At 51.5% G+C, this 14,219-nt stretch carries 11 protein-coding genes and 1 tRNA gene; 11 read left to right on the top strand and 1 reads right to left on the bottom strand.

Annotation, left to right across the window (positions count from 1 at the left end):
• Position 1 precedes the first annotated feature (1 nt).
• The 8 genes from M9H61_RS12480 (at position 2) to M9H61_RS12445 (ending at position 10,138) form a co-directional block, all read left to right on the top strand.
• Complete coding sequence (locus M9H61_RS12480) at positions 2 to 1,471, top strand: M48 family metalloprotease (RefSeq protein WP_250280758.1); 1,470 nt, start codon at positions 2 to 4, stop codon at positions 1,469 to 1,471.
• Positions 1,472 to 3,367, top strand: a complete 1,896-nt coding sequence (locus M9H61_RS12475; RefSeq protein ID WP_250280756.1) for a CHASE2 domain-containing protein — start codon at positions 1,472 to 1,474, stop codon at positions 3,365 to 3,367.
• A 183-nt stretch (positions 3,368 to 3,550) separates the two neighbouring features.
• Positions 3,551 to 4,030: a xanthine phosphoribosyltransferase gene (gene gpt / locus M9H61_RS12470; RefSeq protein WP_068517785.1), complete on the top strand. Its 480-nt coding sequence runs from the start codon at positions 3,551 to 3,553 to the stop codon at positions 4,028 to 4,030.
• A gap of 214 nt (positions 4,031 to 4,244) precedes the next feature.
• A tRNA-Gly gene (locus M9H61_RS12465) sits at positions 4,245 to 4,318 on the top strand.
• A gap of 162 nt (positions 4,319 to 4,480) precedes the next feature.
• On the top strand, positions 4,481 to 5,041 hold the full coding sequence (locus tag M9H61_RS12460) for an RNA polymerase sigma factor (RefSeq protein WP_250280755.1): 561 nt from the start codon (positions 4,481 to 4,483) through the stop codon (positions 5,039 to 5,041).
• Positions 5,042 to 5,159: 118 nt separating this feature from the next.
• Positions 5,160 to 6,200, top strand: coding sequence for a FecR family protein (locus M9H61_RS12455; RefSeq protein WP_250280753.1), 1,041 nt, complete (start codon positions 5,160 to 5,162; stop codon positions 6,198 to 6,200).
• Between the two features lie 168 nt (positions 6,201 to 6,368).
• Positions 6,369 to 8,774 carry a TonB-dependent receptor gene (locus M9H61_RS12450; RefSeq protein ID WP_250280751.1) on the top strand — a complete coding sequence of 802 codons (2,406 nt, stop codon included), beginning with the start codon at positions 6,369 to 6,371 and terminating at the stop codon, positions 8,772 to 8,774.
• A complete protein-coding gene (locus M9H61_RS12445; protein WP_250280749.1) occupies positions 8,774 to 10,138 on the top strand; it encodes a PepSY domain-containing protein in 1,365 nt (454 codons plus the stop codon). Before M9H61_RS12450 ends, M9H61_RS12445 begins: the two co-directional genes overlap by 1 nt.
• Here M9H61_RS12445 and M9H61_RS12440 read toward each other — a convergent pair whose 3' ends face one another.
• Positions 10,139 to 10,852, bottom strand: coding sequence for a thermonuclease family protein (locus tag M9H61_RS12440; RefSeq protein ID WP_250280747.1), 714 nt, complete (start codon positions 10,850 to 10,852; stop codon positions 10,139 to 10,141). It lies immediately after the preceding gene.
• A gap of 217 nt (positions 10,853 to 11,069) precedes the next feature.
• Here M9H61_RS12440 and M9H61_RS12435 point away from each other — a divergent pair, with 217 nt between their 5' ends.
• The 3 genes from M9H61_RS12435 to M9H61_RS12425 all read left to right on the top strand — a co-directional run bounded on the left by M9H61_RS12435 (position 11,070) and on the right by M9H61_RS12425 (position 14,187).
• On the top strand, positions 11,070 to 12,527 hold the full coding sequence (locus M9H61_RS12435) for a TrkH family potassium uptake protein (protein WP_250280745.1): 1,458 nt from the start codon (positions 11,070 to 11,072) through the stop codon (positions 12,525 to 12,527).
• A gap of 138 nt (positions 12,528 to 12,665) precedes the next feature.
• Positions 12,666 to 12,854 carry a DUF3012 domain-containing protein gene (locus M9H61_RS12430; protein WP_250280743.1) on the top strand — a complete coding sequence of 63 codons (189 nt, stop codon included), beginning with the start codon at positions 12,666 to 12,668 and terminating at the stop codon, positions 12,852 to 12,854.
• A 325-nt stretch (positions 12,855 to 13,179) separates the two neighbouring features.
• Complete coding sequence (locus M9H61_RS12425; protein WP_114112322.1) at positions 13,180 to 14,187, top strand: aspartate-semialdehyde dehydrogenase; 1,008 nt, start codon at positions 13,180 to 13,182, stop codon at positions 14,185 to 14,187.
• The last annotated feature ends 32 nt before the right edge of the window (positions 14,188 to 14,219 follow it).

Here is a 14,219-nt window from a genome sequence, read left to right as displayed (position 1 = left end):
AATGAAAAAGCTGGGTTTGATCCTGGTCGTTGGCGTGATGACGCTGACCGGTTGCGTCAAAGATATGCAATTTCTTTCGGATTCAATTCCGGAAAAAGGAAAGTTGATCGATACGGTTTCTATTCCGGAAGCCAAGAAATACACGATTGAGGAAATCCATTCGGCGAAAGCTATGGTCATGGCCCAGTCAATCGGCGAGGCCCCGATCAACGAGCTTCAGGACTATGCTCAAGGGGTACTGGACAAGATCATAGCCGTTGCGCCAGTCGGGGCACCGAAAGCCGAGGTCGTTTTGATCGGCAATTCCGGACCGGGCGCACATGCCGCACGTGAAGGTGTAGTGTTTCTTTATCATTCGGCATTCGAATATCTGCGCAGCGAGGATGAACTGGCCTTTTTGATTGGCCATGAATACAGCCACGTCTTGATGCAGCATACCCCGGAAAACCTGTTTTCCATGCTGCGTCCGTATCTTTTGACAGCTGCGGATATTGCGCTTGGGAATGAAAATAACCAAAGCGACCTGCTTCGCAAGGCCGGGCAGATGTATGGAAGTGATTTGATCTTGCGTGATCTTTTGTTGCCCAACTGGGATCGGAGCCAGGAGCGGGTTGCAGATTATCTTGGTCTGGATTTGATGGTGAAAGCCGGCTACCAGCCGAAAGGAGCATCTGGCTATTTTGAAGTAGCCAAAGAAGCAGAAGAAAAGTTCGGTGCAAATTACCAGGTCACCAGGAACCAGCTTGAACTGTTTCTTCAGATGCAATTCCAGCCGAAAGGCGAGGACAATGTTCTGCTGAATCAGTTCCTTTCCGAGCTCGGAAACGCGGTCAGCACAATTCAGCAAAATCTTGCAGCAAAGCATGATGACGCAGCAGAACGTGCCGAGGAAATATTTGCTTATGGTATGCGGGAATACATGCCGGAGCGTGCCAGCAGGATGGTTCACAAAGACGCGTTTGATTCTGTCGTGAAGCGCAACAAACGCACTTTGGTAAATTACCGGGTAGCAGCCGAAATCTTGCAGACCTTGGAAAGTGACGACGGTGAAATTGATCTGAGTGTTCTTGAAGCTGATGCCCGCAAGGCCGTAAGCGGACCGACGGCAAGTCATCCATACACACGCTGGGCCTTTGCCAAAGTTCGCGAACGTCAGGGGAACCTCAAGAAAGCAGCCCAGAATATTGACCTTATCGGCAATGGCGAGATTCTTGCCTTGCCGGTTGAAATGAAGCGGGCCGAGATTCTTAAATCGCTTGGGAATACCAAAACGGCGTTCAACCGGGTTGAAGAGGTTGCGACCTACTATGACTGGCCGCTTGAAACTTACCGGTTTTTGTATCCACTTGTAAAAGCAAGCGGCAACAAAGTGCGTGAAAACGAACTGCTGATCGGATGTGTGACCCGGTATCCGCAACAGCGTGCCATGTGCGCGGGAAATTCCCCCGCCGGACAAATGGCCGGTATGTAAATGGGGCAAGAAAGTTTTCGTAGCGACGGGCAACAAAAAGAATTCAAAGTTGCCCGTCTCAAGCCAGTGTGGTGGGGGGTAATCAACGTCGCCCTGGCCGCGATTATTTTGCTGATCGAGCCGGATTCCATTGGGGATGCGGTTGATGAATACAGCTATGCTGTCTTCAGCCAGACAGTTGGGGCACCGCTATATCCAGCCAGCCGGGTGGATGATATTGGCGTTATTCTTCTTGATGACGAATCCCTGGCGGGGCTGAAATCAAGCTGGCCCGCGGTATATGGATTGCATGCCAAGGTTTTGCGCAAGTTGTTGACGGCAAAGCCAAAGGCACTGTTCATCGATTTTACGTTCCGCGACCGGCGCGCGGCAGCACCGCAAGGTGTTCTTTCTGACGAATGGATGCCCGAGCTTTATGTCCATGACGACAGCCTGACGATGCTGGTCAGTACGTTGCAGATGTACCAGATGATGGATATTCCGGTATATTTGCAGGCCGGGGCGCTTAACTTTTATCAGCACCACGCTGTTCTGTCAGAGCTTGCACCATATGTAACTCTGGTGTCGGGCTGGGGTGATTTGCGAGGCCAGGCTGATATCAGGGCACTTTCATATCAATTGGCCCCTGAATTACGCAACGCCGGGCGCGTTGCAAATCTCCAGGATGATGATTTGCCGCTTTGTGATGATGCAGTCATGCGCCGGACGGGGAACGGCAACCTCCTTGGATGTGATGTTTCCGGAATTACCGCAGCAGCAACAACGATCTATCAGCATTTTTGTTCTGGCAAAGAGCGCGCAAAATCCATAAGGCGTGGCTGGAACTGTGACCAGGCATTGATTATGCCGCCCAAAGCAGACAAATCGGAATGGTTGGCATGGCGGGACGATTTGGTGGTCCGTCCGATGTGGCTGTCATGGCCGGACCGGCAAGCGGACTATTCGGCCTGGACAAAGGCATATGATCAATCCGGGAATGTCATTCCACCCTATGAATGCGGTCCGCAATATAGCGACCCGAATGTTGCCAAACGGATAACTGGCAATTTGGCGACACTGTTTGGGATCGGGGCGCGAGCCGACGTCAACTGTGCACCGTTTCACACAATTTCTGCAGAACAGGTTTATCGTGACACCCCTTCTGCCGGGCGATGGGTGGAGAATTTTAAAGATCGCATTGTGATGTATGGTCAGAACCTCCAGGGGTTTCAGGATGTGGTTCGACCACCAACGCTTGATACGGATATTCCGGGCGTCTTCCTGCATGCAATGGCGTTGGAAAACCTTCTGAGCAACGGGTCAGCATATCTTTCTGACAAGGCAACATACAGTTCCTGGCTGACAGCGGACCTGATTGAAATCATGACACTGGCGATCATTGTCTTTTTACGTTTTGGACTGGCCGGGCTTGCGCGGCGGTCGTTTCCTGCGTTGCCACACGCCAGCAATGCCCAAGACAGGGAGTGCAATCCTCTTGAATATTTCGGACTGATTTTGGCGAACAAACTTTCAATGTTTTTGTCGATGATGAGGTTTGTTCCGAAGATCCCGAAACTTCTTCGGGTCTGGTCAGGGAATCGCAATGCAGAACACCATTGGACGGAACAACTTGACCTGCGTGACCGCCAGCTCGCACGCAACTGGTTCATGGTTTTGATTTGTTTGCTCGATTTGGTTTTGAGTGTTGCGATCGTGACGTTTGGCGCAATTGTGCTGGAGCTGTCTGTGCTGTCTATTGCCCCGGTCAATTGGCTGGCGGTAATCGGTTTGGGCATGCTGAGTTACATACCGTTTGTGCGCTCGCTGTTTGCGCAGGACAATGAATTGGCAGAAGGTGCAGAACATGACCGCCATGAAAATTCAGCCGAAGCTATTGAAAAATCTGCAACTGTTTAATTTTGCGCTATTGTCCGAAGGTGGATTGGATGCGGCAAATGACGGCTGCCCTTGCCTTTGCTGCAAACAAGGCGTAGTTAAGCGCCTTAAATTTTTATGAGTTGCGGTCCTTGACGGTTTGGTATCGTTCACGATGTGAAGACCACCCGTTTTGGCGAACTGATCTGGCGCAGGAGAATTCTTGTGAGCGAAGCTCCGTATAACAAAGGTTTCCCGGTATCTTGGGAACAGATGCATCGCGACGCACGTGCATTGGCATGGCGTCTTTTGGAAAAAGGCCCGTATAAAGGCATTATCGCGATTACCCGCGGTGGGCTGGTTCCTGCGGCGATCATTGCACGTGAGCTTGATATTCGCCTGATTGATACGGTTTGTGTGCGCAGCTATTCCGACAAAAGCCGTGGCGAACTGGAATGGCTCAAAGGCATCGAAGGTGACGGCACCGATATGCTGATCATTGATGACCTGGTCGATACCGGTAAAACCGCAAAGGCCGTTCGTGAAAAGCTCCCGAATGCGCATTTCGCCACTGTATATGCCAAGCCGCTTGGCCGTGAAATCGTCGACAGTTTTGTCACCGAAGTGTCCCAGGACACGTGGATTTACTTCCCGTGGGATATGGAATTGTCAGTGAATGCACCGATTTCCGAACGCGCACGCTAAGTGACGATCCCACGTATCTGATTTTTGTCAGAATGACGGAATTATCGCCCGGACTTCCATCAGGGAACTGTTGATGTTTCCAGATGCAACTCCGGGCGATTTTTTTGTGCGAAGGTGCCCCGGCGTGAAGGGCCGATTTAAGGAAATAAATTGCCAAGCTGTCTTTTGATCTGCTTGCACACCTCGACAAAGCGGGCTATAAAACGCGCGCTTTGCGGGTGTAGTTCAATGGTAGAACGGCAGCTTCCCAAGCTGCATACGAGGGTTCGATTCCCTTCACCCGCTCCAATCTTCTCCCCTCCAAAGAACCTCAAGAACAGCGGCGTATTCATTCGCATTACATATATCTATAAAATATTTGCGAATGATTATCAAAATCGTGTAATACAGGTTTGTTGAAGCTGTTAGACAACTGAAACTTCCATCGGCAGCCTCAAGCGGGGAGGCATTGTGTCAGAAATAGCCGGGCAGGTTTCAACCAGCTTAGAACTGGTCGTCGAGAAATATTATGACGACCTGTTGCTTTTTATCGGAAAACGCTGCGGATCTGATGTCGTGGCCGAAGAGATCGTGCAGGAAACCTGGGTGCGGGCAAAAAGCGCAGCCGAGACTATTCCGGAAAACCCGCGCGCTTATGTCTTTCGAATTGCACGCAACCTTTTGGCGGATCATTATCGTCGCAGCCACAATTCTCCTGAAACTTATGGGCGACTGCCTCATCTGTCCGTTCGGTCATCACAAAAAGATGCCCCCGGGATTGTTGAAATTGACCAGGCACCGTCACAAGAAGACGTGGCCGCCGCCCAGCAGGAGTTGCGTATTATTTCTCGAGCTGTTGAAACCCTTCCGCCGAAGTGCCGCCAGGTTTTTTTGATGTATCGTGGTGAAGAACTTTCGATGCGCGAGATATCTGAAAGACTGGATGTATCTGTTAAGACAGTTGAAAATCACATTCGCAAGGCGATGTTGGAATGTCGTCGCAGTCTTCAAAAAGCACATGCGGATAACTGAAAGTGTATCTTCGAGTTTTGAAACCTGTGGTCTTTTACGGTGTAAACATGCGCAGCCCCGCTATATTACGCGGCAGTATGGCGATGGCCGAATATCATAAACCTTCAGGTGCGATTGAATGACGGATCGTCACAACATGCCCCTTGAGCCGGTTTCAGAGCAGTTATTTGACGAGGCTGTGATTTGGCACACGCGTTTGCGCGAAGCAAATGATGTTGCAAGTGCGGATGAGCAGGAAGAGCTGATTGCACAGTTTGAAAGATGGAAGACATTTTCTACAGATAACGAACGGGCTTACGCCGAGGTCGAGCAGCTTTGGGGCCGATTGGCACTTCCTGTAAAACGACAGGCGCGATCGTCAGGCGATACGCAAAGCCGCACACGCCAGATTGTGCGAGAAAAACGTGGCTATATACGGCCTGTTATGGCGGTAGCAATGGCGGCTTGTTTGTTGCTTTTCGTTGGGCTTGGGCAAAACTTTTATCCGAACGTCATGGCGATGTTTGACGAGAATTTTCTGCATGCGGAGCATTCTGTCCTGACCAAATCGCTGTCGGACGGCAGCGAGATCAAATTGAACGCAGAAACTACTGTGTCCGTTGACTTTGACGAGAATACCCGGCGCGTGAATTTGGTGTCGGGTGAAGCCTGGTTTGATGTTGCGCATGATGCGCAGCGTCCCTTCGTCGTACATACGAAATTCGGGAATGTGACCGCATTGGGCACGGCGTTTAATATTCGTTCGGATGCAGAACGGGTCAAAGTCAGTCTGGAGCAAGGAAAGGTTGCTGTGAACTGGTCTGCTGACGGGGCGGGCGAGAATACGGGCGACGACAACGCAACTGTGACATTGGTTGCGGGTGAGGCAACGACACTTTCATCGCGTGGTATCGGAGAAAGTACGCGGTTTGATCGCGTTGCGACAACAGCCTGGCGCAAAGGCAAAATGGTTTTCTATCAGGCCCCGCTTTCAGATGTGCTGGATGTCCTTAATACCTATCACGACGGGCGCATAGTGGCGGTAAACCCCGAACTTCACGATCTGTCCGTCAGCGGTGTGTTCCGCACAGATGATATTGAGCAGGTTCTTGATGCGATCGAGGGTACATTATCGGTACGTGTCGTAAGACTGACTAACTATATGATATTTATTATGTAATTTCAGAAAATGGCACTCGATTCCGTTGGGTCATTTCAATGATTTTAAAAAATGTTCCCTGACGTCTAGGGGACTTTCAGTTCTCTCGCGTCTTTATATGCACGATGTCAATGCGACCTATTCGCATTTTTGTGTTTGAAGACTTGGGGGACTGACGTGGTCAGCTTAATGAATATGAAGATCGGACGGCAACTGATGGTTGGGGCATCGTTGTTGGCCTTTCAATATGCGTTTGCACAAGGTGCTTTTGCGCAAGACGCCGATCAGCAGGAACAAAATCAGATACTGTTCCAATTCGATATATCGGCCCAACCCTTGCCACAGGCTTTGACGGCATTTTCCGACATCACCGGTATCCAGATCCTTTATACGGAACAGTCGATTTACCAACATGCTTCGTCAGCACTGGTTGGCGAATATACCGCAGATCAGGCTCTTGATATCCTGCTGAAAGACAGCAATGTCGAATTCAGTTACACATCAGCAAACTCGATCACGTTGCACCGGCTTGATGCAAATAGCGATGCCGACGAGATGACACTCGATACCATTCAGGTCATCGGTACGCGACAATCCCGGTATGACAGTCGGTATGCCGAGACGGGAACCATGATTCCCAAAGATGTAACCGAGATCCCCCGAACGGTAGAAATTATTCCGGAGCAATTGCTGCTTGATCAGCATGCACAGGAGCTTGAAGACGTATACCGTTTGTCACCGAACGTCGTGAATATGGATGGTTATGGCGGTAGTCGTGAAGACTTTCTTATTCGTGGTTTTCGTCGCCGCGACGATATTTATCGCAATGGGGTGCGGCTTAAAACCAATGGCCGCATCAACCCGTCAACCGTAGACAATGTGCAGATAATCAAAGGGCCGGTGGCAGAAATCGGTCAGATGACGCCAGGTGGACTGGTTAACGTCATTACCAAAAAGCCGTCTTATGAGCAGCAAGCCTATGCAGTTACGACTTTCAATGAGCATGGTCAGAAACAGGCCTTGGCTGATGTGACCGGACCGCTTGGGGAAAGTGACGCGTTTAGTTACCGTGTTACGGCCTCTGCCGAGGATAGCGAAAATTTCCGCGATGCCACGATCGAGCGGCAATTCTTGAACAGCGCGATGTCATGGATGACGGATGGCGGTTCAATGATTGATTTCAGTTATGAATATACCCATGACGAGCGACCTGTTGACCGTGGCGTTGTCACGGTCCCCGGAAGCGGTAGCAGCCGAGAGATCGCAAATGTGTCGCTTGATACCCGATTTGATCAGACCAACCTGAACAACCGTGATGTGACGACGCATATCTGGGAGCTTGATAACTCTGTTCCGGTCTTTGATGATGACTGGTTCCTCGAAAGCAAGCTTTTCTATGCCTATGAACAGGTTGACGAGCTGCGCAACGAGGTAACCAATGTTTCAAGCACAGGTGTTTTAACCCGACGTGTGCAGGGCAATGACGATCGCGAACTCAGCACTGCGTTCGGGCGTATGCAACTGCGTGGTGAAGCCGATCTTTGGCGACCGGTTGATTTGGTTTCCGGGGTCGAGCTGCGACATCAATATGAAACCTGGACCAACTTCTCTGGTCAGGATCAGGTTGGTGGCACCGTTTCAAATCCGTCTTCCTTCACGCTGGTTGACAATACGACGTCCAACCCGCGCTCTCGGCAATATACCGAGGTCGAGCAAATCTCGTATGGACCATACGCACAGGGTGACTTGCATCTTACCGATGACGTGACGCTGACACTCGGCGCACGGTATGAGATCTTTGACAATGAATACAGTGCTGAAAACAAGCTGACCGGTGCTCTGTCAGGGGTAGATCCGAAACGCGATGGCAAACTGACAAAATCGGCAGGACTTCTGTGGAAGCCGGTTGAACAGTTGTCACTTTATGCATCCTTCGCCGAGACGTTCCAGTCGCAGAATATTTATAGCGGTAATGGAACAACAGCAGTGTTTTCCCCGGAAGAAGGGCGCCAGTATGAAATCGGGGCAAAATGGTCTGGCTTGAAGGATCGTTTGCTTCTGACCGCATCACTGTTTGATATTGAGCAGGAAAACGTGGTCGAATCTGTTAATGGCACACCGCAATTGACTGGGGGGATCCGTTCGCGCGGCTTTGAAAGTTCTGTCACCGCGACACCGGTTAAAGGCTTGAACCTGCGCGGAAGTGTCGGCTTCCTTGGGTCGGAAATTGTCAGCGACAATGCCAATGATGGTAACCGTCCGGGAAATACGCCAGATATGACGGCAAGCCTTTGGGCAAGTTACGAATTCCAGGATGCCGCAAGTGAATTCAAGGGACTTGGTTTTGGTGGCGGCTTGACGCATGTCGGTGATCGCTATGGCGACAATGGTCATACGTTCGAACTGGGCAGCTATACCGTCTATGATCTTGGTGTCTGGTATTATCTGCCACTTAGAAATGAGTCGCGTATTCGCTTTGACCTTGGCGTCAAAAACGTAACGGATGAGGACTATTACGTGGCCTCGGGCGGGACATACCGTGTGAGTGTCGGTAATCCAAGAACCCTGTTTGGAAGTGTCAGAGTCGAATTTTGATGCTTCGAGACTGGAAATCATCAGCGAAATTGCCAGTCAAACCAAACTGGTTTGACTGGCATAGCTGGATCGGCGTGTATTTGGGGCTGATGTTGTTTTCCATATGTTGGAGTGGGGCTTTTGCCGCATTATCATCGGAAATCGATTGGCTTCTTATGCCTGAGTCCCGCACAGCCACAGCAGACGAAACGTTCGACTTTTCTACCGCTTTCTCGGTCGTGGAACGTGCTTATCCTGGTGCCAAAATCGAACTCGCCGAAGCCCCGGTAAACAAAGTTTCCGCCGCACGGTTCACAGTCAAGGAACCGAATGGCGCACGCTTGTTCGTGTATTTTAGTCCAGTGACATCCGAGGTTTCCGGAAGCCAGTCCATCTTTACAGTTCAAAGGTTCTTTCGCGAGTTTCACGAGGCGTTTTTCGGTCTTTATGGCGTTGGCAAGTTCCTTGTCTGTTTGTTTGCCATTCCGCTGTTCCTGTCGATGTTCTCAGCGTTGTATTTTTTTAAACGGTGGTGGCAGCGCTTCTTTCAACTGCGTCTAGGAAGAACAAAAATCAGCCTATGGAGCAGCCTGCACAAGTTTGCGGGGCTATGGAGCCTTTGGTTCGTTTTGTTGATGGCGTTTACCGGTGCCTGGTATCTGTTTGAAGAAGCGCGCTACAAACTTGGTGATGAAAAATTTGCCTTGGTCGATGCCTATCCGTTGGCAGTTCATCAGTTGCCAGGTCCCGGAAACAAGGGGCTGGAGAAGTTGGCTGTTGGAGAACTGATTGAAATCGCGCGGCAGGCGCGTCCTGATTTGCACATCACAACGATCCAGCCTGACCGTGCAGGATTTTTTTACGTTATCGGCCAATCCGATGATGTTTTGGTAAGAGACCGGGCAAACAAACTGTTCATCAATCCCGCCAGTGGCGAGATTGAATTCAATCAGTATGCCGAAGATCTAAACACCTATTGGCGCTGGTCTGAAACGGTCGATATTTTGCATTTTGGAACATTCGCAGGGATCGCCAGCAAGGTTGTCTGGTTTGTTTTCGGTCTTGTCCTGGCTGGATTGTCGCTTTCCGGGGGGTGGCTTTATGTGAAAAAGCAGCAAGGCAAAAGGTCGGTAAAATGGCCAAAGGCGAATTTTGCAGCCTGTGTTGCATTGATGGTCCCGATCTCGGTGTTGCCGATTGTTTGGGTTTACCTGCACCGTGTCGGCGGCAAAGTCGATGGTGAATATGTTATGGTCGAACTTCCAGGTGGCGTCACAGTCTTCATCGTCAGTTGGGCGATAGTAACTTTGCTGATCGAACTGCTTTGGGTGATTGGTATCTGTCGGCTGTCTCGTGCAAAGAACAGGAAGCTTCACTTGGCGTGATCACGGGGCATAAGAATAGCCCTTGGTGCGCGCTTCTTCGTCGCTGCATAGTTCGGTGTTTGTTGCCTGATTGATCTTAGTAAAGCGCGGATCAAGTGTGCCGATATAGTGGTGGTCTGCTGTCGCGACGAACAGGCATCGACCTGTTTCACCTTCAAGGCGCTTTCCGTCCCGCCAGTCGGCCGGGGCAATCATGTCACCGCCATGAATGCCGATTTCGGCGTTGTCGGCTTCTGCGGACAAACGATCATAGCGATGTGAATAGCCGCTTATCGGAAGTGCTTCGCCATCGCTGATCATTGCAGCGGCAACGTCACGTTCCCCAATTCCGCATTCCACGATGGGGAAATCACCCGGTTTGGACGAGCGTTCCTGATCCCCGGGCCAGCACTGTACCGGGAACGGTGCCATGGCAAAATATTTGCGAAGCTGCATCGCCGAAGACATGCCGCAATCCCAGAAACTGCCATTATGAAGGCATTGCTGGCCAAGTTCGGGGGCGTCAATGCCGGCGATATCGGCAACAACATTGTCGATGATGATGGTATCGCCATCAATGACGACAACATCACGTCCTTCGGCTTCCAGCCCGGCGAGCTTGTCCCTGTGCTGGGTTTTGTCTGCTGCATGTACCGGCCCGCCCTGCGCATAGACCGCCAGGACAAACAGAAGGGGAACTGCGAACAGAATGAGAAGGCGGACAAAACGCTGCAACGGGACCTCGATGGTTGGGCGACGGATCGGTCTTTGACGAATGACACATCGGATAGATCAAAAGAACAAGGGAAAAGAACGGCAAAATGATGACCGGCTTTGATTTTAAGGTCTGAAACCGCATGCAGCGTGGCAGGTGCCATGCGCAATAACAGGATGCATTGATCCGGATTTGGCGCTACAAGCGGGTTTGTCTTTTGCTGACAGGGAAGCTTCTTTGTTTCGTCTGCAACCCATCTTTTTCGTTGTCGGGGTTATGGTCATTATCATCGGGATTTCGATGATGGTGCCGGCTGCCGTGGATCTTTATTACGGTAATCCTGACTGGAAAATCTTTGCCCAGGCATCGATCACGACCATCGGACTTGGCGGCATGGCGTGCCTTGCCTGCCGATCGGATATCGGGCCGCGTGTTACTGCCCGTCAGGGATATGTCCTGACGGTTGTCTCCTGGATTGCTGTAAGTGTGACCGGGGCATTGCCACTTTGGTATTCGTCGCTGGATATCAGTTTTTGCGATGCCGTGTTCGAAACGGTTTCGGGTCTGACGACAACGGGTTCGACCATTCTGTCCGGGCTTGACCAGTTGCCACCGGGGTTGCTGTTGTGGCGGTCCATCATGCAATGGCTGGGCGGGATCGGGATCATTGTCACCGCGCTGGCATTGTTGCCGATGATGCGGGTTGGCGGGATGCAGCTTTTCCAGATGGAAAGTTCCGATCGATCAGAAAAGCTTAGTCCGCGCATGCGCGACATGTGTTTGCAGATCGTCCTGATCTATAGCAGCCTGACTTTCGTGTGCCTTGTTTTGTACCGCGTATTTGGCATGAACTGGTTTGACGCCATCAACTATGCGATGACGACATTGTCGACCGGTGGCTATGCCACGTCGGATTTGTCCTTTGCCAAGTTTGACAGCAGCCTGTCGCTGCACTGGATCGCCATTCTGTTCATGTTTGCCGGTGGATTGCCGTTTACCGCCTATGCCGTGGTGCTGCGCAAACGCAATTTCCAGGCCGTAATCGGCAATCAGCAGATCAAGCTGTTCTGTCTGATCATCGCGGGCTTTACCGTGTTGCTGACGTTCCGTTTGGCCCAGATTTCAGATGACAGCCTGTTCCGATCTTTGACCATGGCGGCATTTAACCTTGTGTCGGTCATAACGACCACCGGGTTTGCGTCGGGGGACTATCTTTTGTGGGGACCGGCAGCAGTAATGCTGTTTTTCTTTGCGACCTTCATTGGTGGATGTTCCGGGTCTACATCCGGCGGTTTCAAGATGTTCCGTCTTTATGTCGTGTTTACCGGGTTGCGTGCCCATTTCATGCGGCTGCGCAGTCCGTCAGCTGTCGTGGTCAGCCGTATTGACCGGCATGAAATCACGTCCGACATCTATAATGCCGTGACGGTTTATGTGTTCTTGCTGACTGTCAGCTATATCGCGGTGACCATCGCGCTTGGCATGACGGGGCTTGATCTGATCACGTCGATGAGTGCCGCGGCAACGTCACTTGCCAATGTGGGGCCGGGTCTTGGCAACATCATCGGGCCGGCGGGTAATTTCCAGTCCTTGCCGGATTCTGCAAAATGGATTCTGGATATCGCGATGGTTCTTGGGCGACTTGAATTCGAGACCCTTCTGGTGCTTTTGATGCCGTCATTCTGGCGGGATTAACCCCGTCACTCCTTGTTTCAGGAATTATCGAACGGCTGTGACGGACGCCACAGACGGCGCGCCGGGTTTAATACAGGTTTGTGCAATGTTGTGAAGGCAACAAACAAAACAAACGAACAAACTAACCTGGACACGGACATGAAGCTGCAAAACAAATTCACGCGCAAAATGGCCACCGTTTTTTCGGTGCTGATGATTGCCGGTGTGGTTTCGGCCTGTTCACCGGAAGTCGGTAGCGAGGAATGGTGTGCCGATCTTAAGGAAAAGCCCAAAGGCGACTGGACGGCCAATGAGGCCGCGGATTTCGCCAAACATTGTCTTTTCTGATCGTGTGAATGTCTGACCGGCACGGCCCGTGCTGGTCGATTCTTTGCTGATGTCTGGAAATGCCGTCTTCACGACGGTTAAATCCGCCCTTCGACACCTGCTTGGCGGTGGTACTGTCGAAGGGCGGATTTTTGCGTCTGGCCTATGAAAAACGACATGGAACAAACTGTTGTCAGGGGCGTTAAAGACAGAACATTTCCGCGCATAAGTGCGATGCAGTAAGGTACATTTGCGTTACCTTGATAAATCCCTATAATGCGCGGCCCGCGAATGATCGCGGTAGTCGAATACGACAACAATTTTTATACGAGGTTAGACAAGTATTATGAGTGCCGAAAATCTCCATGTCGGTGTGATCGGCGCAACCGGTGCGGTTGGCGTCGAGCTGATCAACGTTATGTTTGATCGTAACTTCCCTGTGGGTGAACTCACCCTGTTCGCATCCGAGCGTTCAGCAGGCAAGACCGTGGAGACTAAGTTTGGCACTAAGACCGTCGCGCTGTTCTCTGTCGAAGAAGCAAAGCAGTGCGACATTGTCTTCCTTGCTGTTTCGGGTGATTTCGCCAAGGAATATGCGCCGAAGATCGCCGAAGGTGCGCTGGTGATTGATAACTCGTCGGCATTCCGCCTGAATGACGATGTTCCGCTGATCGTGCCGGAAATCAATGGTGACCTTGCCAAGACCGCGAAACTGATCGCAAACCCGAACTGCACCACGGCGATTGCCGCGGTTGCACTTTGGCCGCTGCATCAGGCGTTTGGCCTTAAGAAAGTCATCGTGTCGACCTATCAGGCGGCATCGGGTGCGGGTCAGCCGGGCATGAACGAACTGCGCGAAGGTCTGGCTTCGGGTCTTGAAGGCAAGCCGGTTCCGGCAGAAGTCTTTGCCCATCCGCTGGCATTCAACGTTATCCCGCATATCGACAGCTTCCAGGACAATGGTTACACCCGCGAAGAGATGAAGGTGACCTGGGAAACGCGCAAGATCTTTGGCGCGCCGGATCTGCCGGTATCGTGCACCGCGGTTCGTATCCCGACCGAGCGTACCCATTCCGAAGCGATCGTCGTGGAAACCGAAAAGGCCGTTACCCCGGCGCAGGCCCGCGAAGTTCTGTCCAAGGCCAAGGGTGTCAAACTTGTCGATGATCCGGCAAACAACAAATATCCGATGCCGTTGACCGCGACCAAACAGTATGACGTCGAAGTCGGTCGTATCCGTTCTAACCTTATCTTTGGGGATCATGGTCTGGAACTGTTTGTTGCCGGTGACCAGCTTCTCAAAGGTGCGGCCCTTAACGCGGTCCAGATTGCAGAAGCATCGATCGCCGACTAAACCCGGCTTTGATCCTGTTATGAAAATGGCCC

This window comes from Thalassospira sp. GO-4, assembly GCF_023588965.1.
GTDB lineage: Bacteria > Pseudomonadota > Alphaproteobacteria > Rhodospirillales > Thalassospiraceae > Thalassospira > Thalassospira povalilytica.
The sequence above is the reverse complement of the archived record's forward strand: the minus strand, read 5'-3'. Positions and strand labels throughout refer to the sequence as shown.